The organism is Paenibacillus sp. Cedars, from assembly GCF_003184205.1.
Taxonomy (GTDB): Bacteria; Bacillota; Bacilli; order Paenibacillales; family Paenibacillaceae; genus Paenibacillus_AQ; species Paenibacillus_AQ glucanolyticus.
Window position 1 is genome coordinate 3752965 of the sequence record NZ_CP020866.1, and the last position, 19575, is coordinate 3772539.

Here is a 19575-nt window from a genome sequence, read left to right on the forward strand (position 1 = left end):
CAGGCGATCCGCCTGGATCACCTGCTTTGTGTCATTCAAAACCTTTATAGACACTCAAATGTGCGAGCGCTTAGGGACAATATTTTTCACAATGAGGGATACATTCATCTATTAATATACTTTTTTAGTCAAAGTTGTATTATCTTGGATAGGTGACTAGAGTGGTTAAGGGAGGAACTGATTGAATGTTAATGTATTTCAGCGAGATTAGCAACATCTATATTCATGTAAAGTGGTTTACGGACAATTTCGAATGGGTTCCCCTGCCCTTCCCCCGTGTCGTTACATTGACCTTCTTGTTTTGGTTAGCGTTTACATTGTTCGTCTTACTGGTATCGAGTGTGTTCAACGATCCGTTGGGTAAGACGCGGCCCGTGGTGCGGATTCATCAATTCCTGTACCGTCTCAGGCCGCATACCGAAGTCATTCTCCGCATCGGGCTGGCCATCGGCCTGGTACTGCAGCTTCTGAGCGGTTCTTATCTGGCACCCGAATTCAGAACCAATTCCATGTGGATTATCCTCGGCCTCTCTGCCGCCGCTGCGTGTCTTCTGTATCAGCGTACATTGCCGATCAGCGGTGCCATCCTGTTCCTGTTGTATATTCAAGCTTCATTAAACTACGGTATCTTTCATTCCATTGATTATTTGATTTATATCGGTATTGTGTATTATCTGTTCGTGTGCGGCACGCCCTTGAAAAAAACAGCCGCTCCGGTCATGTATGTATGCACAGGCATGTCCCTCGCCTGGCTCGCCATGGAAAAGCTGACCATTCCAGAACTGGCGTGTTCTGTCATGGGCAGCTATGGACTGCCTACCTTCGGATTCTCCATCGAACACTTTGTTATGATCAGCGCTTTTATCGAAATTGGACTGGCGTGGGCATTCATCGTAGGCATCATGAGCCGATTCACCGCCCTGCTGGTATCAGGTATTTTTATTATGACAAGCCTTGTATTCGGTTACAAGGAAGTCATCGGGCACACCATCATTCACACGCTGCTGATTCTGTTCCTGATCGAAGGCACAGGCGATCTGCGGACACCTTTTCAGTTCCACCGCTCGCCCGTCCTTCGCGGATTATTTGTAAGCGTAAACTTTTGCCTGTTTCTGTTCAGCTTAATGGCCTTGTACATCTGGATGGGCAAAACACTGTGAGACAGCTGTTAATTTCCTGGTCCCTGAACCCCGGCTTTAATTCGGGAGCTCTACTGCTGCCCTGGCTTCGCTTGCCCGGATTACGGCATCCAGCACCTCTTGATTCCGATAGCCGTCCATGAATCCAGGAACTCCATCGGCAGGCGCACCGCGTAATACGGCTGCAAAATCAGCATATTGCTTCACCTTGCAATGCTCCGGCACTTCCATTGTCGTTCTGGAGAGCTGACCTGGCTCCTCCTCTCGAATCCATATGAGCCGGTCCGGGTCCAATGTGCTGGCATGTGCCGTACCGAAGTCGCCATATATGGACACCTCATGCTGATTGCCTGAGCCAAATGCATTGCGCGATGTCTGGAATACGCCCATAATGTCACCCGTCATCCGCGCCTGAAAGCTTGCAAAATCGTCTACTTCGATCCGGGCCATTGCGCCCGTTACCGGATCGCGGCGTTCCGGAATAATCGTGTGCAGCTGTGCGGTTATTTCCTTGAACTCCCCGAACAGAAAGCGCGCCATATCAATCATGTGCGATCCCAAATCACCCAGAGTGCCTGTGCCCGTGATGGCTTTATTGTATCTCCACATGTAAGGAACCTGCTCGCTTGGCACACCGAACCCTTGCAAATACTGAATCGAGAAGTGACGAATCGTACCCAGCTTGCCTGTGCGCACCAGCTCTCTGGCATAACGGAAAGCCGGTGTGTAACGGTATGTAAAACCGATCATGGCCGGAACGGGCTGTCTTTCATACTGCTCCAGCAGGGGCACCGCTTCTTCGAAGACGCGAGTGAATGGCTTCTCCGCCAAAAAAGGCTTGCCTGCCTGCAAGCATGCACTGATAATATCTGCGTGCACATTGTTAGGTGTAATCGAGATTACGGCATCGACGTCCGGATCTTCAATTAAATGATGGAAGTCAGCGTAACGCTTGCTGTCCTCAATGCCGAGCTGATCGCCTACCCGAGCCACAGCTTCACCATTTACGTCACTAACGGCGACAATCTGATACATGTTCTCTTCATTCATCCAGCGGATGTGCTCCTGAGCCATGCCCCCCAAGCCAATTAATCCAATGCGAAATTTATTCATCTAGATGCACTCCTCTTCTATATAACTGATGGTCTTAGGATTGAACAACAGGGACGATGGGCGCAACCCGTCCGTAGGATGTTTTTGCCCCATCAACAGGCGCAGCCCAGAACACGCCGTTCGTGATCACCTGCAGAATCTCGGGCTGGTGGTACACAGGGAACATTTCATGGCCTGGACGGAAATAAAACAGCTTCCCTCTGCCTCTCCTGTAACAGCACCCGCTGCGGAACACTTCGCCGCCTTCAAACCAGGAGATAAATACCAGTTCATCCGGTGCCGGTATTTCAAACCGTTCTCCATACATTTCTTCCCTCGGAATTTCGATATATTCACCAAGACCCTTCGCGATAGGATGACCGGGCTCGACCACCCACAGCCGTTCGATCTCACCATCGTCGCGCCACTTCAGCATGCCGGTGTTTGTACCGAGAAGCTTGGAGAAGATTTTGGAGCCATGACCGGAATGCAGGACAATCAGTCCCATGCCGTCCAGAACGCGTTGACGCACCTTCTCGACAATCTCGTCCCGCACCTCATCATGTGCCAAATGGCCCCACCACAGCAGCACATCCGTGTTCGCCAACCGCTCATCGGTCAATCCGTGATCCGGCTCATCCAATACTGCGGTAGCTACTTCTAAACCTTCAACTCCTTCGAGATGACCCGCTATTGCTCTGTGAATCCCATTCGGATAAATGCTCGCTACCTGTTCATTATGTCTCTCATGCCGGTATTCATTCCATACTGTGACTTTGATGTTTCCCATGATTGCAACCCCCTGTAGGTCGATAGAGTTCTTCTTTTATTCCCTGAATAATCACACTGCCCCACAGCCTATTGAATCTGCGGGGCAGCCTGAATCCGTGCAACCGATCCTTATTTTACGCTGATATAACGCTGATAAGCTTCCTTACGGATCTCGATCAATCGCTCTAACCCCATGTCGTTCAGCTTCTTGACATAAGCGTCCCATTCCGCATCGATATTGCCTTCGGATATCCACTTCGCCCGGGTTGTGCCGACAAAGCCATCGATATCCGTTGTGAGTGTAGGCAGTTCCTGGAACTCCTCAGCACTGTACATCACATTCGGGAACGGCGTGGTTACATAATCGCTGCCCAGCTTGTCAATGACCAGCTTCAGACCGTCCCCCGTAGTCTCATCCAGAATGATGTTTTTCTCGAAGCTCGGGCTCACATACTTCGGTCCGAAATCCCGGACGGACTGTTCCCAGTACCAAGCGTCGGCACTCGTTCCTTCCGGAGGATTCATCAGGGTAAAGGTACCGTCATCGTTCTTCTGGATTACAGTGCCGATGGCTCCCCAGAAATTCTGGATGCTCGCTTCATTGGTGTAGAACTGATCCGCCCAACGAGCTGAGACCTCCGGATGTTTGTTCGACGTTGTAATGAGGAACTCATTTCTTCTTAAACTCATGCCCTGCGGCTCACCGCCCTGATATCGCTTGCCGTCAGGTCCTGCGATGGACGGGATTGCAATGTATTGATCCTTCCACTTGCCAAACACGGCATCCGGGACCCATTGATTGGAGAAACCGATCAGCGCCGCATCCGGGTTCTGATGTTTCGCCGTGGACATGGTGCTGTCCTGCGTGAAAATCTCTTGGTCGATCAGGCCTTCCGAATACAGCTTGTGTGCCCACTTGATCGCTTCCTTGTAATTCTCCGTCACCGGATAATAAACAGGCTCATTGTCGATGACCATCATGCTGTTGGCATTGATGTCAGTGATGCCGAATGGATTCAACAAATCCATGCTGATATTGCCCGATCCGCTGACCGGAATTTCATCCGCCTTGCCATTTCCGTTCGGGTCCTTATCTTTAAACGCCTTGAACACTTCATACAGCTCGTCTGTGTTATCCGGAACATCCAACCCGAGTTTATCCAGCCACGTTTGGTTAATGATCGGCTGGATTGACGCCTTCGGTCTCGACGGCAAGCGTGCCGGCAGGGAATATATTTTACCGTCCGGGAATGTGCTCATCTTCTTCATCTCTGGCGTTTCTTCCAGCGCCGCTTTCAAATTTGGCATGTATTGATCAATGTAATCGTCGAGCGGACGGAAATAAGACAGGTTGTTCACGATGTCGGAATCGCTGAATACGATATCACCGAAAATAATATCAGGCAGCGTCCCGCTGGCCAGCATTATCGATTTTTGCTCTCCCCAATCATTGGAGGACATGATTTGCCAATTGATTTTGACATTAGTCTCCTTCTCCAAATCCTTGAGCCACTGGTTCTGAAGGAAGGTGTCCCCCATATTGCCCCAGCGAACAGTCAGGACGTCCAGGGTTATCGGCTCATTCACAATCGGCAGGCCCTCTCTATTGAACGCGGCCTCGGTATCCGTCTTAGCCTCATTGTTCTTGCTGCCGCTGCAACCGGCCAGGTTTAACAGCAGGATTGCCGCCATCATAATAGAGAAAGCCCATTTCAGATGATGCGGCCTCTTTTTATTGTTTGTTCCCATACCACCATTCCCCCAATTATTATTTTCTTGGATCCATCCGGTTTTACGACTTCACGGCTCCGATCATCACCCCCTGATTGAAATACTTCTGCACAAACGGGTAGATGCACATGATCGGCACCGTTGCCACGATAATCACCGCGTAACGCATAATGTTAGCCAGACGCAGCGCAATGGCCGCGGCCTCTCCAGTACCCATGGCAGACTGCATCTGGTTGGTGACCAGAATGTTACGCAGAATCAGCTGCAGCGGATACAGGCTGGTATCTTTTAAATAAATCAAAGCATTGAAATAGGAATTCCAGTGACCCACGGCCGTCCACAATGCAATGACCGAGATGACCGCTTTGGATAGCGGGATTACAATCGTCATGAAATACCTGAGGTTTCCGCAGCCGTCAAGCTGAGCCGCTTCCCATAAATCCTCCGGAATGCTGCTCTGAAAAAAAGTCCGGGCCACAATGATGTTAAACGCGGCAACCGAGAACGGCAGCACCATGACAAGGAACGTATCGTAGAGATGAAAATCCCGGATCGTCATAAAGGTAGGAATCAGACCGCCGTTAAAAAACATCGTAAATATAAAGAGCAGCGAAAAATACTTGCGGCCCGCAAGGTCTTTCCGTGACAGGGCATACGCTGCGGAAATGTTAACCACGAGTCCGATGGCCGTACCCACAATCGTATACAGTATCGTATTTCGGTACCCAATCCATATATTAGAGTGCTTCAGCAATTCCTGATAGCCTGCCAGCGTAAAATCCTTGGGAACAAGCCACACCTGTCCATTGGCAACCGCTGCCGGCTCGCTGAATGATGCAATGATTATGAAGTAAAGCGGGTAGATCAGCACGATCAGCATCAGGACCGCGAACACATACAGGCCGATTTCCAGCGCTTTGTCGGAAGATCGAGTATTTTTCTGCCGCGGCGCCCTTTTCTCTCTAACTTCCACTAAGCCCATAGAACCCTTCCTCTCTTTTTGTTACCACAGACTGTTCTCGCTGTATTTTTTCGAAATCTGGTTGACCAGAATAAGCAGCGCAAAATTAATGACTGTATTAAACAGATTGATCGCCGAGGAGAAGCTGTACTGGCTGCTCAGCATCCCGATTTTGTATACATAGGTGGATATGACCTCGCTTGAGGTAATATTGAGGCTGTTTTGCATCAGATATACTTTTTCAAAACCTACGCCCAGCAAACTGCCAATCCGCAAAATAAGCAAAGTGACCACGGTTGGCATCAGCATCGGAATATCAATAAACCGGATTTTCTGCCACCGGCTTGCCCCGTCCATCGTTGCCGCCTCGTACAAGCTCGGACTCACCGCGGAAAGCGCCGCGATATAGATGATGCTGTCCCAGCCCGTATGCTGCCACACATCCGACCATACATACACACTGCTGAACAAGCTGGCAGAGCCCATCAAATTCGGAGCCTCCGCACCGAAGAGACGGAAGATATTCCCGATCAGTCCCGAACCTGGCGAGAATAGAATCAGCATGAGTCCCACCATGACAACCGTGGATATAAAATGCGGCATATAGGTTACGGTCTGGAAGAACCGCTTGAACCTATTCTGCCGCATTTGATTGACCATCAGGGCGAGCATGATCGGAATCGGAAACGTTGCGACACTGTACAAACTGATGACCAGCGTATTGGTAATAGTGGTTGAGAATTGATAGGAATTGAAAAACTTCTCAAAGTATTTCAGTCCTGCCCACGGGCTATCCATAATCCCAACAGCCGGGCTGTAATCCTTAAATGCGATCAGTATGCCGTACATCGGAACGTAAGAAAATAACAAGACCAGTACAACCGCAGGCAGCAGCAATAGATACAGGCCCCAATTTTTTCTTATCCGCCTGAGTGTCGGGTGTGTTGAGCTATTCAGTTGGCCTGCTTTCAAATCGATTCCCCTTTCTCCTCTTGTTGTCGTGAACCCGGTATGTCGTGTAAGCAACTCAAGTATACTTCCGCCCAGAATCGTTATTTGGACCTCATGATGCTCTATTCGGACCTTTGCCCCTTTCGACAGCCAGGGAAGCTCTAAATTTCAGGGAGGAACATGCTATGATCCGGACTTTACGATGTATTATTCGGACTTTATGGTAAAAGCGACTGCGTTCGCTCCTGTTTTTTTTGCCTAATCCCTATATAATATCGTTATCATCAATAAAACGCTTTCATAAAAAGGCGATTGGAAAGGAACCCCGAACATCCCTATGGTTAAAGCACTGAATAATAAGCCTTATCCCATCCGTCACTACGTCAAAATCATGCTCTTCATCTCGATTTTTGCCCTTGTAGTGGATCTGGTGATCAGTTTCGCGTCCATCTTCATCGTGAAGCAGCAATCCACAAGGTATCTTCAGGATACAGCGAATCTGTATATAAGGCAGATCAATCATGACTTCTCGTACATCAACCACTATATGGGGTGGACACTCGCGAATGATGAAAGCGTCAAGATGATGGACACCCCGGGCACCGACTATGTAGATTATATTAAGTCAAACGAACGAATGCATAAGCGCTTTAACGAGCTTCAGAAAAACTATGGCCAAGAATACAACTTTTTCTTCTATCTAAAGGATCAGGATTTCTTCCAGAACTATGCGCCTATGTCGCTGTCGTATGCAGAGTTCCGGGACTTAAAGGAGCAGATCGTAACACTCACCGATTCCAAAAACGTATACGAAACCTTCTACTCGAACTGGAACCCGATTCAGGTTCAAGACAAGTTCTACGTAATCAACATCGTGCCTTATCATAATCGCTATCTGATCTGTCTCATCTCCGCGGATGATTTGATCCGGCCGCTGCAGCAGCTGAATCTGGGCGAGGAGGGTTCTGTCTCCCTGGTGGATCTTCAAGGTGGGTCCCTCTCCAGCCCGGGTGCCCGTAAAGCCGATAGTCTGAATCTCGAAGGCACCAAGGCTTCCCTGCTTAGCTTCTCGAAGCCGCGCTCAACGGTTACCGAAGGGTTCTCGAATGCTTCCTTCAACGTGCAGCTGGTCATCCAATTCGGCGTATTCGAGACCATTATGATAGCCCAGCTGCTCATTATGCTTCTGTTCGTGGTGCTCACGTGTACGCTCAGTGTTGTCATGCTGTATTTCAAGAAAAAGGTGTTGAAGCCGATTCAGAATTTCTCGGAGAATGTGAGGCGCATTCACGAGGATAGCGAGAATCTGGATTTTATGAGCAGCGAAATTATAGAGCTTGAGCAGGTGAATTCCCAGTTCAAACATCTGATCGAACAGATCAAGAAGTTTAAAATCGATATTTACGAACAGGAGCTCGAGAAGCAAAGAATTCAGCTGGATTATATGAAGCTGCAAATCAACCCTCATTTTTTCCTGAACTGCTTGACAAACATCTACAGTATGGCGCAAATGCACATGTTTAAGGAAATCGAATATATGTCGCTGTCCACATCCAAGTATTTCCGTTACATCTTTCAAAGCGTGGATCATGTCGTACGGCTGGAAGACGAAATTGAGCACGTCCGAATCTATTTGGAGATCCAGAAGCACCGTTATCGGGATGCTTTTTCTTACCGCATCGAGTATAAGGATGATCTTGCCGGCCTAACCATTCCTCCCTTGGTGCTTCAGACTTTCATCGAAAACGCGGTGAAATACGCGGTATCCAGAGACCAGGAGCTGCAAATACGGCTGTCCGTCGCCTTGGTGACAGAAGGAGAGAAGCTTTATACAGTCATCCAGATATCCGATACGGGACCCGGGTTTCCTATGGAGGTATTAGATAAGCTCGCTAACGGCAAGCCACTGGATCAAAGCGAAGGAAAACACATCGGGATCATGAATACCATGCAGCGGCTGGAGCTGCTCTATCACCATCGGGCTCAAGTTGAGTTTTCGAATCCGGCAGGCGGCGGTGCCTGCGTCAGTTTGACGCTTCCACAGGCCATGCAGGATATAAGGAGGGAAATTCAATGAATGTATTGTTAGTGGATGACGATTATTTTGTCGTGGCTGCGCTGGAGAAGAAGATTGATTGGCGTGCACTCTCCATTGAGCAGGTCCATACTGCTTACAGTGTTGCACAAGCACGTGACATTTTACAGAAGCATTCCATTCAAATTCTTGTCTGTGATATCGAAATGCCGCAAGGGAGCGGGCTTGAGCTTCTCGCCTGGATACGGGAGGAACAGTACAGCATCCAAACGATATTCCTGACCAATTACGCCGATTTCAACTATGCCCAGAAAGCCATTGAGCTGCAAAGTTTTGATTATTTCCTGAAGCCGATTGAATTCGATAAATTAAGCCTCATCATCTCTAAAGCGGCCTACAAAGCCAAGGAACAGCAAAGTTATCAGGAAGCAATCCAGGATGGGCAACTCTGGAAGAAAAATCAAAAGAAACTGCAGGACCATTTCTGGCGCAGGCTGATCCGGGAGAAGAAGGCTTCGTCGGACCGGGCGGCCATCGCAGGTTATATCGCGGAACAAAACCTGTCCTACCAGTTGTCGGATCTGTTTCTGCCCGTGCTCATCACCATCTTTCCGTATGACAAAAGTCTGGGCAAGGAAGACAAGGATCTGTTTGACTATGCGTTCCTCAACGTGTTGTCCGAATTGTTCCTGGACCCTCTTATTTCCGTCGAAACGGTTATGGAATATAAGGATTACAATTGGGTGGTCATGCTGAAATGGAATCGGGCCCCCGATACCCGGGTAATCGAATGCATCTGCTTGTCGTTCATTGAAAAAGCCAATCAATTTCTCAGAAGCGATGCTTGCTGCAACGTATCGACCTCGGTGGCTCTGGAAGCGATCAACAAGTCCATACGGGACCTGCTCCAAATGAACGAGGATATGATCAAAAAGCGGAATCAGATCTTTTTCCTGGAGCAGTATCCGCTGCAGGAAGCCGTTTATGCGCCTCCCCCTCTTCAAGACTGGGAAGAGCTGCTGAACCAGAACAACCCGGGAACTTTTTTGGGAGAGACCCGCAATTACTTGCAGAACCTGGCCAAGAATGGCGTCTATAACGCCTCCGTGCTGCGTTTGTTCCGCCTGGACATCGTGCAGCTCGTGTACGCCTATCTGAAGAACAAAGAGATTCAGGCACACAAGCTCTATACGGGTAAAACCAATGATCAATTATTCATGCAATCGCTGAACTCGATTGAAGATATGGAGAAATATATGGAATATCTGGTCAGCACGGCAGCAGAATACCATTCCTTTGCCGACCATTCCCAAACCGTTGTGGAGGAAATCAAGCACTATATTCAATCCCATTACGGTGACGAGCTGACACGAATGAGCCTGGCGGAGATTGTCTATCTGAACCCGGATTATTTAGCCCGCCTGTTCAAAAAAGAGACGGGGATCTCTTTGGGCACCTATATCATTCAAGCCCGCATTAAGGCGGCCAAACATCTGCTGGAGGCAACCTCGTTATCTGTATATCAGATTGCGGCCAAGGTGGGGTATGCCAACTATTCCTATTTCTCGAAGCTGTTCAAGCAGGATACGGGCTGGCCGCCGAGCGACTATCGAAGGGAGCTGCTGGCCGGGCAGCGCGTGCAAGTGGATCATGTAAAATAACGATAGCTTGCACAGCCATCAGGGCAGCTTGTAAGCCCAGTGACGGAAAAAGAAAAAGCACCCCGGCTTCAAGCACAATCTGCTTGGCCGCGGTACTTTTTTTGCAATATTCAATGAATGCTCGTCCGTGCGAATTACGCAGGGTATATGTCAAAATCCTTCAGGGTATCGCCCGTTCTGGCCGATTCGAACACCGCTTCGATCAGATTCAGGACGCGCAGCACTTCCTCGTTCTTCACGATGGGTTCTGCCTCGCCCCGGATAACGGCCGCAAAGTTATCGAAAAAGCTGCTGGATTGACGATACGGCTCAGGCAGGGCTCCTGTAATGGTAGCTTCTTCGGAAGGAGGCGCCATCGTTTTGGTCAATCCCACTCCGGCCTGAATCGGCTTCGGCTCTACTTTTACGGCATCCTGGTTGCGGGTAACAACTCTGCCGTTTAACGACCAGTCCTCAATAATGCCTGTCCCTTCCGTACCTTTGACATACCAGCGGGGCAGTGTAATGAAATTTGTTGTTCCCACTTCAATCAGAGCCGAGACCCCGTTCTCGAATTGCAGCACCGATTCAAAGCCGTCGTCCACCTCATCACCCAGAATAAAACTCAATCGGCTGCTCAGGCTGACGATCTTGCTGTCCACCATAAACAGGATCTGGTCCAGCAGATGCACGCCCCAGTCCAGCAGCATGCCGCCGCCGTACTGTTCAAGATGGCGCCAGTCCCCCGGGATGCCGTTCGCTCCGTGCACCCTCGATTCAATCCGGAACAAATCGCCGATCGTTTTCTCATTGTACATCTGTTTAATCGTCAAGAAATCCTCGTCCCAGCGGCGGTTCTGGTGAACCATCAGCACCCGCCGGGCAGCATCGGCAGCGGACACCATCTCTTTAAAGTCGCTTACAGAAAGCGTTACCGGCTTCTCGCAGATGACATGTTTGCCGGCGGTAAAGGCCTGAAGCGCAAGTTCCTTGTGCACGTCATTCGGCGTTGCAATCAGAATTACGTCCACTGCAGCATCCTGAAGCACTTGCTCGTAGCTGACATAGGCAGGGTATCCGTCCTCAGAAGACACCTTCCGCCGATCTTCCAAAATATCATAGGTTCCCGTAACCTCGAGATATTCATTGTCCTTGATCAGCTTGGCATGGTAACTTCCCATTCCCCCATAGCCTACAATTACAATTGCTTGTTTGGTTTTCCCCATAGTCATAGATATCCGGCTCCTTTTTAACATCTCTCAGCTGTTCTTGCATCATTGTCATTATAATATATTCCGTGAAATAACGGTTCTCTTTTACGATATTGTATTACCGCGGCGATCTCAAGGCTGTGAGTTACTTCGCTGTGGATGATATTATTTCTCTTCTTGCCAAAAAGCGTTACCCTGCCCATTTCACCAGGGTAACGCTTCTCACAACTCCAGATTATTCCTTAACCACTAATTTTAGCGGTGCGGCAATATTCTCTTCGACCTCTTTGCCCTGCAGCACATCCCTGGCCGCGCCGACAGCCAGTTGGCCGATTAACTCGGGCTGCTGCGCTACTGTTGCTGTCAGCTTGCCGGCCTCGATGGATTTCAAGGCATCGTCATTCCCGTCAAAGCCGATGACCATGATGTCTTTGCCCGAACTTTGAATGGCTTCAATCGCGCCAAGCGCCATCTCGTCGTTGTGGGCAAAAATCGCTTTGGCGTCCGGGTTGCCCTGCAGCAGGTTTTCCGTTACGGTAAGCCCCTTCGTCCGGTCAAAATCCGCCGCCTGCTTCGCCACCACACTCAGCTGCTCATCGGCGATATCATGGAATCCCTTTCCGCGCTCGCGGGTCGCAGAAGCGCCCGGTACGCCTTCAAGCTCGATCACCTTCGTATCTTTGCCGAGCTGCTCCACGATATATTCGGCTGCCATCTGGCTGCCCTTCACATTATCGGAGGCAACCAGCGCAGCGACCTCGCCTTGATCCGCCGAACGATCCAGCGTAATAACCGGTATGTCCAAGCTATTCGCGGTTTGAACTACTGTTGAAATCGCAGAGGAATCCGTCGGATTAATTAGTAATGCATGAACACCTTGTTGAATCAGATCGTCAACGTCATTGCTCTGCTTGGCCGAGTCGTTCTGTGCATCAACGACAACAACCTGCATCCCTTGTTTGGCCGCTTCAGCGACAACGCCATCCTTCAAGGATACAAAGAACGGATTGTTCAGCGTGGAGATGGAAAGACCGATCTTGATATCTTTGACATCCCCGCTGGTTTTGGGCTTCGCCCATTCCGGCGGCTCCAGGGAACACCCGGTTATGAAGATCAGCATAAGTGATACCAGCAGCAAAGTTGTTTTTTTCATCGTTCATTCTCCCCCTTAAGCCGATTTTCTACGGTCGAGCAGTACGGCAATCGCTATGACAACGCCTTTGACAACCATCTGATAGAAGGAATTCACGCCGAGCAGGTTGAGTCCGTTATTCAGTATGCCGATAATCAGCACACCGATCAGCGTCCCGACAATTCGGCCCCGTCCGCCGGTCAGACTGGTTCCGCCGAGAACTACGGCAGCAATTGCATCCAATTCATAGGAAGTGCCCGCCGTCGGTTGTGCGGAATTCAAACGGGATGTGAGAATCGCACCGGCCAGGGCGGACAGCATCCCTGCCAGGGAATAGATCATAATCTTCACGCGCGGCACTTTAATGCCGGATACAAGCGAAGCTTTTTCGTTACCGCCAATGGCATAGGTTTTGCGGCCAAAGGACGTTTTATGAAGGATGACCCACAACACGGCAAAGGTAATGATCATGGTAATGGCCGGCACCGGAATGCCAAACAGATATCCGCGTCCAAACAGCTGGAATGCCAGGCTGTCACCCAGGCCCGTGATCGGGTTGCCGTTTGTATAGACAAGTGTAAGTCCTCTGAATATGGTCATCGTGGCCAAGGTGGCGATAAACGGTGCCATCTTGCCCTTGGTGATCATGAGACCATTGATCATCCCCATCACCCCGCCGAGCGCAACGCCGATAATGATCGCAAGAATCGGGTCAAACCCGGCCAGCATCATATTCGCAACAAACGCACTGGACAGTGCCAGAATCGATCCGACCGACAGGTCAATGCCCCCGGTCAGAATAACAAACGTCATGCCGAATGCAATCAATGCATTAATCGATACCTGACGCAGCAGGTTCAGAATGTTAAGCGGTTCCAAGAAGCTTGGATTCAGGACGGATACAATGACGATGAGAATGATTAGTCCGAGCAGAGGACCGAGCTTTTGCGTCAAACCTGAGACCTTAAATCCTTTTTCCGCCTTGGCATCGTTGATAGTTGTCATATTACTGTCCTCCTGTAGCTAGAGTCATGATTTGTTCCTGCGTTGCCTGCTCGTGGTCCAGTTCACCGGATATCCTGCCCTCATGGACAACGAGTATCCGGTCACTCATCCCGAGCACTTCCGGCAGTTCCGAAGAGACCATCAGAATCGCGACGCCGCGCTCGGTCAGCTCATTCATCAGCTGGTAAATTTCTCGCTTCGCGCCGACGTCCACGCCGCGTGTCGGCTCATCCAGGATGAGTACGCTCGGCCCGATGCCAATCCACTTCGCGATAACAACCTTCTGTTGATTACCGCCCGAAAGATTGCGTGCCTGCGTTTCTGAGCTGTGTGTCTTGATCTGCAGCCGCTTTGTCAACGTATCCACGAAATCCTGCTCCTTCTTCCCGGAGATGAACCCTCTCGAAGAGAAGCTGAACAAATTGGGCAGTGCCATATTCTCGCGAACCGAGAAATCCAGAACCAATCCTTCATCCTTGCGGTCCTCCGTTATAAATCCAATGCCGTGTTTGACGGCATCATCCGGCTTCCTGATGGAGACCTTCTTGCCTCGTACCCAAACCTCGCCGCTGTCGAGCGGGTCCAGTCCAAAAATCGCTCTCATCATCTCGGTACGTCCCGCTCCCATCAAACCGGATACACCTACGATTTCACCAGCGCGAACCGAGAAGCTTACATTCTCGAACCGGCCTTTTCCGCTAATATTCTTCACTTCGAGAACGGTCTCTCCCGGAGACGGCTGCCGCGCCGGATAACGCTCGGTCAGCTCCCGGCCGACCATTTTCTTGACAACTTCATCAAAACTCGTGTCCGGTATCGCCTGGGTGTCCACCGATTTACCGTCCCGCATGACCGTAATCCGGTCGCAGATCGTAAAGATCTCTTCCATTCGGTGCGAAATGTAGACGATGGATACGCCTTCCTTTTTCAAAGAGCGGATGACGTTAAACAGCTTCTCGATTTCCCTTTCGGTCAGCGCTGCCGTCGGTTCGTCCATAATGATCACTTTCGCTTGGGTCATAAGTGCTTTCGCAATCTCAATCATCTGCTGCTGGCCGACGGAGCACAATCCCGCCTCCTGTGTCAACGGAATCGTAACCGCCAGTTTGCGGAACTGTTCCTTCGCAAGCGCCTTCATTTGTTTCATGTTCAGGAATCCGATACCCGACGTCAGCTCTTTGCCGATAAACAAGTTATCCAGCACCGTCATCTCCGGCCAAATGTTAAGCTCCTGATGAATGAAGGCTACACCTCGCTCCTCCGCTTCCTTCGGGTTGGCAAAATAGGTCTCCTGACCGTCGACGACAATCTTGCCTTCATCCCTGCCGTGAAGACCGGTCAAGATATTCATCAGCGTCGATTTGCCTGCGCCATTCTCTCCCATCAGGGCATGGACCTCTCCTTCCCGGAGATCAAAGTCCACGCCTGCAAGCACCCGATTCGTGCCAAACGATTTATGAATATTCGTCATCTCAATGTTCATGGTGCTTCCTCCTTTTTTTAACCGAAATGAACGCCAGCCTGTAAAATGCAATTCGCGTAGGGTCTCGCTTCTCCCGTACGGATGACCGCCTTCGCGGTTCGAGTCCTCTCTTTAAACAACTCGTGCGGGCAAGCCTCGATCTGGTTGCCTTGAAAAAGGTCCTGTATATCATGCAGTGTTTCCTTATTATCAAGCTTCATTTCTTCGGCAATGACGATTTTCTCGATCACCATATCTTCGGCAATCGCCTCCACCACTTCCATGAAGCTTGGCGTGCCTAACTTTAATGCCAGATCAATCTTGAGAACTCCGGGAGGAATCGGAAGGCCAACATCGCCAACAACGATGGTGTCGGTGTGCCCCAGATCAGCCAGCACTTTTGCGATATGGCTGTTCAGCATTCCGCTCTTCTTCATAATCAGAGGCTCCCTTCCACTTCGTCACGTGTCGGCATCCCGCCTTGTGCTCCGAACCTCATAACGGATAAAGATGCGGCACGGTTCGCAAATCTTAAGCTGTCCGTAATGCTCATGCCCTCTGCGAGAGCCACGGCGAAGGCACCGTTAAACGTGTCGCCCGCTCCCGTTGTGTCCACCGCTTCAACCTGGTAGCCCGGCACAACCACCTCTTGGCTTCCGTCAAAATAACGCACTCCGTTCTTGCCTTCCGTCACGATCAGCTTGTTCGGGTATCGGCGCAGCACGTCGCTTAATGGCTCATCTCCAAAAAGGATGGCGGCCTCGTGTTCATTCGGCGTAATATAAGCCGCCTGTTCGATAACGCGGCTCGGTACCGGGCGAGCAGGAGCCGGATTCAGCATCAACGGCACATGGTATTTCGCGCATATTTCACTGACGTGCACCACCGTTTCTTCCGGAATTTCCTGTTGAATCAGCACGATATCCGAAGCCTTGATCACAGCTGCTGCCTGATCTACGTAGGCCGGGGTAATCCGGTCGTTGGCTGCTTTCACAACCACAATGCTGTTGTCACCCTCCGCCAAAATGATGTGCGCGGTTCCGCTCTCTATACCTGTAACCGGTTCCACATAGTCCGTAACAACACCATTCGATTGCAAATTGTTCAAAATCGTTTTACCGAAGGAATCGTCGCCCACGCAGCCGACCATCGTCACCTCTGCGCCAAGCCTTGCGCAAGCAACAGCCTGATTGGCTCCCTTCCCTCCGGGTACCGTCTTGAAGCTGTCGCCAAGCACCGTTTCCCCCGCGCCGGGACGCTTGGCGGCGGTTACCACCAGATCCATCGACGCGCTTCCAATCACCACGATTTTTGCCATTATGATTCCACCTTTCTCGTTGTCTGCCGCTCCATAAATTCTACCGGGAATTCAATGCTGCTTCTCTCAATATGCTGCCCTTCGATAAGTTCAATAAGTAATCTTGCCGCTGCCCTGCCCATTTCATACGCGGGCTGATGTATGGTTGATAACGAGGGAGCGAGCAGGCTGCTAAGTAAAATATCATCAAATCCGATGATTTGTACGTCTTCCGGCACCCTTTTCTCCAGCCGATGCGCTTCCTTCAGCACCGCTGATGCAACAATGTCGTTACTTGCAATCACGCCATCAGTATCCGGATATTGGCGAAACAATTCATAAGCAAACCCTTCTGCGTCGGTTAGGGAAAAGGATGTCGTCTTCAGCACTTGATATGCTGCCCCCCGGTCTTCCAGAACCTCGACGGCTCCTTCAAAACGCTCCAGCGCCGGCCGCACATCCGCCGGACCTTGCATAACCGTAATTTCCTTACTGCCCCGGAGCATCATCTCCTGTGCGGCAATTCTGCCGCCCTCGCGGCCATCTGCGAATACAGAAGGCCTATCGTTCGAGGTTCGGTCCAGAAAAACAACGGGAATGTTCAGACCGGTGTACATATCGGCCTCCGGATCATTCGTTGACGAAATGACGCCAACTACATTGTTCTGAACGAAGGTCTGGATGTATTCCATTTCCTTCTGCTTCTTCTCATCGCTATTTCCAAAAATCAACCGGTAATCGTTCTCCTGCATCTCATCCTCAACCCCGCGGGCAAGCTGCGGAAAATAAGGGTTCATGATGTCCGGAAGAAGCAAGCCGATCAATTTGGATTTTCTTTTATATAAAGAACGCGCCACTTCATTCGGCGTGTAATTCAATTCTCGAATGCTCTGTTCCACCTTGGACCTGGTGTCCTCGTGCACGTAACCGTTTCCATTTAAAACCCGCGAAACTGTCGCTACAGATACTCCTGCCTGCTTCGCCACATCTTTTATCGTTGTCATCCTAAAATCACCTCATCCGTGTGTAACCGGTTACAGGTATAAGATATCACATCTTCTTCTGAGCTGCAAGCTTTTTGAAGAAGGGATATTCTTGCATCCCTTCCGGTCAAATCTTCTTCCATTCTTAGATTATAAAGTAATAAATTACGGTAATCTTACAAAATCCCACACTGGATTTTACATCTGACTCCTATACTCAATACCTGTAAGGCCAAGCTGGAAAGTGAGGTAAACATGATTATGGAAAAAGAATTTACGCTCCCTTCTCCGGGGCACTCTCTAACACCATCCGTCAGCGAGGCACAGGCTTCAAATGAGACAAAACCCGTCTCAATCAAGAAAACCAAGCGCAAGGAAATCATGCTTGCCTATGCCTGTTTAGCCCCTTCGCTGCTCATCTTCGGTCTGTTTCTATTCTACCCGCTGCTCAAATCGGTTTATCTCAGCCTGTTCCTGACCGATCCGCAGGGCCGGGTGGCTGAATTCGTCGGAATGGACAATTTCAGGGAGATATTAACCTCCGAGATGTTCTATAAAAGCTTTGGCAACACACTGCTGTTTATACTGCTGACGGTCCCAACCGGCATTGCGGCTGCTGTTCTGCTGGCAGCTCTGACGCATAACAAACTGAAAGGCATGAAGGTATTCCGCTTCATCTTCTCGCTGCCCATGGCCGTATCCGTTGGTACCGGCTCCATGATCTGGATGATTCTCTACCATCCAACCCTGGGCGTGCTGAATTACTTCCTGTCGCTAGTCGGAACTCAGCCGATCCAGTGGCTGACCGATCCGAAATGGGCCATGATTTCCATCGCGCTGATGACAGTCTGGATGAACCTGGGTTTCAACTACATCCTGATGCTGAGCGGAATGCAGGGCGTATCCGAGGATATATATGACAGCACAAAAATAGACGGCTCCGGTCCGTTTCGGACGTTCTTCCGGATTACGATGCCGCTGATTTCCCCTACTTTATTTTTTACATCCGTTGTGTCGGTCATCGGCGCCTTTCAAGCGTTCGGACAGATTAACATCCTTACGAAGGGCGGTCCGATGAACAGCACCAACGTCATGGTGTTTAACATCTATCAGGATGCGTTTGTCAATTTCCGATTTGGCATCGGCAGTGCGCAGGCACTGATCCTGTTTGCCATTATCCTGCTGTTAACCGTCTTTCAATTCAAATTCGTGGAGAAGAAGGTGCATTATCAATGAACATGCGTCTCATGCCCAAAAGCTTCGTTTACATCGCCCTTCTTCTAGGTTCGCTGGCTGTTGCTTTTCCGCTGCTGTACACCTTGTCAACATCGCTTATGAGTGAGGCCGAATCGGCCGTTTATCCGCCGCCTCTGCTTCCCGGGGCCATCAATCTGTCGAACTTCGCCAAGGTGATTGATACGATTCCCGTGCTGACCTTCATCGGAAACAGCCTGATCGTCTCCATTGCGATTATGCTGGGGCAGATTGTGACAGCAAGCCTGGCAGCTTACGCCTTTGCCTTTCTCCGGTTCCCGGGAAAGACCCTGCTGTTCAGCCTCTTTCTCGCCACCATGATGATTCCTTGGGAAGTGATCATGATTCCGAATTATTTAACGGTCAAAAGCTTGAATTGGCTGGACACCTATCAAGGGCTGATCGTGCCGTTTCTGGCTACTGCCTTCGGTACCTTCCTGCTGAGACAAACCTTTTTGCAGCTGCCGAAGGAACTGTTTGAAGCGGCTCGGGTGGACGGCTGCGGACATGTCCGGATATTTCTGAAAATGGTACTGCCGTTATCGATTCCCGGAATCGCCACACTGGGCGTGTACTCGTTCTTGAACAATTGGAACATGTACCTATGGCCGCTCTTGACAACAAACCGTGTCGAGATGCGCACCGTCCAGATCGGGATCGGCATGCTGCAGTTTGAGGAGATGAATTCGTGGAATCTGATTCTATCCGGTGTTCTGCTGCTTCTGCTTCCTTCCCTGCTGCTGCTGGCACTTGGGCTGAAGCCTCTTGTTCGAGGCATCACGGCAGGCGCATTAAAGGGTTAATGGCTATATAGCCAAGACCATGCATGATCAGCCTTGCGAGCCGGTTGTCTCTAAGAGACGGGACCACGCAATTTCTGATAGATAGAACCATACTATATTTTCAAAAGG

At 50.2% G+C, this 19575-nt stretch carries 17 protein-coding genes; 5 read left to right on the forward strand and 12 right to left on the reverse strand.

What is annotated here, in order from left to right; translation table 11 throughout:
* Positions 1–185 precede the first annotated feature (185 nt).
* Entirely contained in the window at positions 186–1160 is a 975-nt protein-coding gene (locus tag B9D94_RS18920) for a hypothetical protein (RefSeq protein WP_006209291.1), read from the forward strand.
* A 36-nt stretch (positions 1161–1196) separates the two neighbouring features.
* Here B9D94_RS18920 and B9D94_RS18925 read toward each other — a convergent pair whose 3' ends face one another.
* The 5 genes from B9D94_RS18925 to B9D94_RS18945 all read right to left on the reverse strand — a co-directional run bounded on the left by B9D94_RS18925 (position 1197) and on the right by B9D94_RS18945 (position 6666).
* Positions 1197–2252, reverse strand: coding sequence for a Gfo/Idh/MocA family protein (locus B9D94_RS18925; protein WP_148247699.1), 1056 nt, complete (start codon positions 2250–2252; stop codon positions 1197–1199).
* Between the two features lie 34 nt (positions 2253–2286).
* A complete protein-coding gene (locus tag B9D94_RS18930; RefSeq protein ID WP_036636671.1) occupies positions 2287–3021 on the reverse strand; it encodes a ThuA domain-containing protein in 735 nt (244 codons plus the stop codon).
* A gap of 110 nt (positions 3022–3131) precedes the next feature.
* The gene (locus B9D94_RS18935; protein ID WP_063479064.1) at positions 3132–4751 is read right to left on the reverse strand and encodes an extracellular solute-binding protein; all 1620 of its coding nucleotides are present in this window, start codon (positions 4749–4751) and stop codon (positions 3132–3134) included.
* Between the two features lie 43 nt (positions 4752–4794).
* Positions 4795–5715, reverse strand: coding sequence for a carbohydrate ABC transporter permease (locus B9D94_RS18940; RefSeq protein ID WP_006209287.1), 921 nt, complete (start codon positions 5713–5715; stop codon positions 4795–4797).
* A gap of 21 nt (positions 5716–5736) precedes the next feature.
* Positions 5737–6666 (reverse strand): ABC transporter permease, encoded by a 930-nt coding sequence (locus B9D94_RS18945; RefSeq protein ID WP_148247700.1) that lies wholly within the window; start codon positions 6664–6666, stop codon positions 5737–5739.
* A gap of 316 nt (positions 6667–6982) precedes the next feature.
* On the opposite strand from B9D94_RS18945, the gene B9D94_RS18950 reads away from it, so the two are divergent.
* Complete coding sequence (locus B9D94_RS18950; RefSeq protein ID WP_148247701.1) at positions 6983–8722, forward strand: sensor histidine kinase; 1740 nt, start codon at positions 6983–6985, stop codon at positions 8720–8722.
* Positions 8719–10341 carry a response regulator transcription factor gene (locus tag B9D94_RS18955; RefSeq protein ID WP_148247702.1) on the forward strand — a complete coding sequence of 541 codons (1623 nt, stop codon included), beginning with the start codon at positions 8719–8721 and terminating at the stop codon, positions 10339–10341. The genes B9D94_RS18950 and B9D94_RS18955 overlap by 4 nt, the downstream gene beginning before the upstream one ends.
* 134 nt (positions 10342–10475) lie before the next feature.
* Here the strand turns inward: B9D94_RS18955 and B9D94_RS18960 are convergent, their stop codons facing one another.
* The 7 genes from B9D94_RS18960 to B9D94_RS18990 form a co-directional block, all read right to left on the reverse strand.
* Positions 10476–11552 (reverse strand): Gfo/Idh/MocA family protein, encoded by a 1077-nt coding sequence (locus tag B9D94_RS18960; protein WP_036636656.1) that lies wholly within the window; start codon positions 11550–11552, stop codon positions 10476–10478.
* A gap of 214 nt (positions 11553–11766) precedes the next feature.
* A complete protein-coding gene (rbsB, locus tag B9D94_RS18965) occupies positions 11767–12684 on the reverse strand; it encodes a ribose ABC transporter substrate-binding protein RbsB (RefSeq protein WP_148247703.1) in 918 nt (305 codons plus the stop codon).
* 15 nt (positions 12685–12699) lie between these two features.
* The gene (gene rbsC, locus B9D94_RS18970; protein ID WP_006209282.1) at positions 12700–13668 is read right to left on the reverse strand and encodes a ribose ABC transporter permease RbsC; all 969 of its coding nucleotides are present in this window, start codon (positions 13666–13668) and stop codon (positions 12700–12702) included.
* A 1-nt stretch (position 13669) separates the two neighbouring features.
* The gene (locus B9D94_RS18975) at positions 13670–15151 is read right to left on the reverse strand and encodes a sugar ABC transporter ATP-binding protein (protein ID WP_148247704.1); all 1482 of its coding nucleotides are present in this window, start codon (positions 15149–15151) and stop codon (positions 13670–13672) included.
* A gap of 17 nt (positions 15152–15168) precedes the next feature.
* Positions 15169–15567 carry a D-ribose pyranase gene (rbsD, locus tag B9D94_RS18980; protein ID WP_148247705.1) on the reverse strand — a complete coding sequence of 133 codons (399 nt, stop codon included), beginning with the start codon at positions 15565–15567 and terminating at the stop codon, positions 15169–15171.
* A gap of 2 nt (positions 15568–15569) precedes the next feature.
* A complete protein-coding gene (gene rbsK, locus B9D94_RS18985; protein ID WP_148247706.1) occupies positions 15570–16448 on the reverse strand; it encodes a ribokinase in 879 nt (292 codons plus the stop codon).
* Complete coding sequence (locus tag B9D94_RS18990; protein ID WP_063479059.1) at positions 16448–17431, reverse strand: LacI family DNA-binding transcriptional regulator; 984 nt, start codon at positions 17429–17431, stop codon at positions 16448–16450. The genes rbsK and B9D94_RS18990 overlap by 1 nt, the downstream gene beginning before the upstream one ends.
* 234 nt (positions 17432–17665) lie before the next feature.
* Between B9D94_RS18990 and B9D94_RS18995 the strand changes: the two genes are divergently transcribed.
* Complete coding sequence (locus B9D94_RS18995; RefSeq protein ID WP_036636650.1) at positions 17666–18646, forward strand: carbohydrate ABC transporter permease; 981 nt, start codon at positions 17666–17668, stop codon at positions 18644–18646.
* Positions 18643–19467 (forward strand): carbohydrate ABC transporter permease, encoded by an 825-nt coding sequence (locus B9D94_RS19000; RefSeq protein ID WP_063479057.1) that lies wholly within the window; start codon positions 18643–18645, stop codon positions 19465–19467. The genes B9D94_RS18995 and B9D94_RS19000 overlap by 4 nt, the downstream gene beginning before the upstream one ends.
* The last annotated feature ends 108 nt before the right edge of the window (positions 19468–19575 follow it).

Coding starts and splice junctions, on each gene's coding strand:
- B9D94_RS18920 (WP_006209291.1), top strand. CDS start 186: ATGTTAATGTATTTCAGCGAGATTAGCAACATCTATATTCATGTAAAG.
- B9D94_RS18925 (WP_148247699.1), bottom strand. CDS start 2,252: ATGAATAAATTTCGCATTGGATTAATTGGCTTGGGGGGCATGGCTCAG.
- B9D94_RS18930 (WP_036636671.1), bottom strand. CDS start 3,021: ATGGGAAACATCAAAGTCACAGTATGGAATGAATACCGGCATGAGAGA.
- B9D94_RS18935 (WP_063479064.1), bottom strand. CDS start 4,751: ATGGGAACAAACAATAAAAAGAGGCCGCATCATCTGAAATGGGCTTTC.
- B9D94_RS18940 (WP_006209287.1), bottom strand. CDS start 5,715: ATGGGCTTAGTGGAAGTTAGAGAGAAAAGGGCGCCGCGGCAGAAAAAT.
- B9D94_RS18950 (WP_148247701.1), top strand. CDS start 6,983: ATGGTTAAAGCACTGAATAATAAGCCTTATCCCATCCGTCACTACGTC.
- B9D94_RS18955 (WP_148247702.1), top strand. CDS start 8,719: ATGAATGTATTGTTAGTGGATGACGATTATTTTGTCGTGGCTGCGCTG.
- B9D94_RS18960 (WP_036636656.1), bottom strand. CDS start 11,552: ATGACTATGGGGAAAACCAAACAAGCAATTGTAATTGTAGGCTATGGG.
- rbsB (WP_148247703.1), bottom strand. CDS start 12,684: ATGAAAAAAACAACTTTGCTGCTGGTATCACTTATGCTGATCTTCATA.
- rbsC (WP_006209282.1), bottom strand. CDS start 13,668: ATGACAACTATCAACGATGCCAAGGCGGAAAAAGGATTTAAGGTCTCA.
- B9D94_RS18975 (WP_148247704.1), bottom strand. CDS start 15,151: ATGAACATTGAGATGACGAATATTCATAAATCGTTTGGCACGAATCGG.
- rbsD (WP_148247705.1), bottom strand. CDS start 15,567: ATGAAGAAGAGCGGAATGCTGAACAGCCATATCGCAAAAGTGCTGGCT.
- rbsK (WP_148247706.1), bottom strand. CDS start 16,448: ATGGCAAAAATCGTGGTGATTGGAAGCGCGTCGATGGATCTGGTGGTA.
- B9D94_RS18990 (WP_063479059.1), bottom strand. CDS start 17,431: ATGACAACGATAAAAGATGTGGCGAAGCAGGCAGGAGTATCTGTAGCG.
- B9D94_RS18995 (WP_036636650.1), top strand. CDS start 17,666: ATGATTATGGAAAAAGAATTTACGCTCCCTTCTCCGGGGCACTCTCTA.
- B9D94_RS19000 (WP_063479057.1), top strand. CDS start 18,643: ATGAACATGCGTCTCATGCCCAAAAGCTTCGTTTACATCGCCCTTCTT.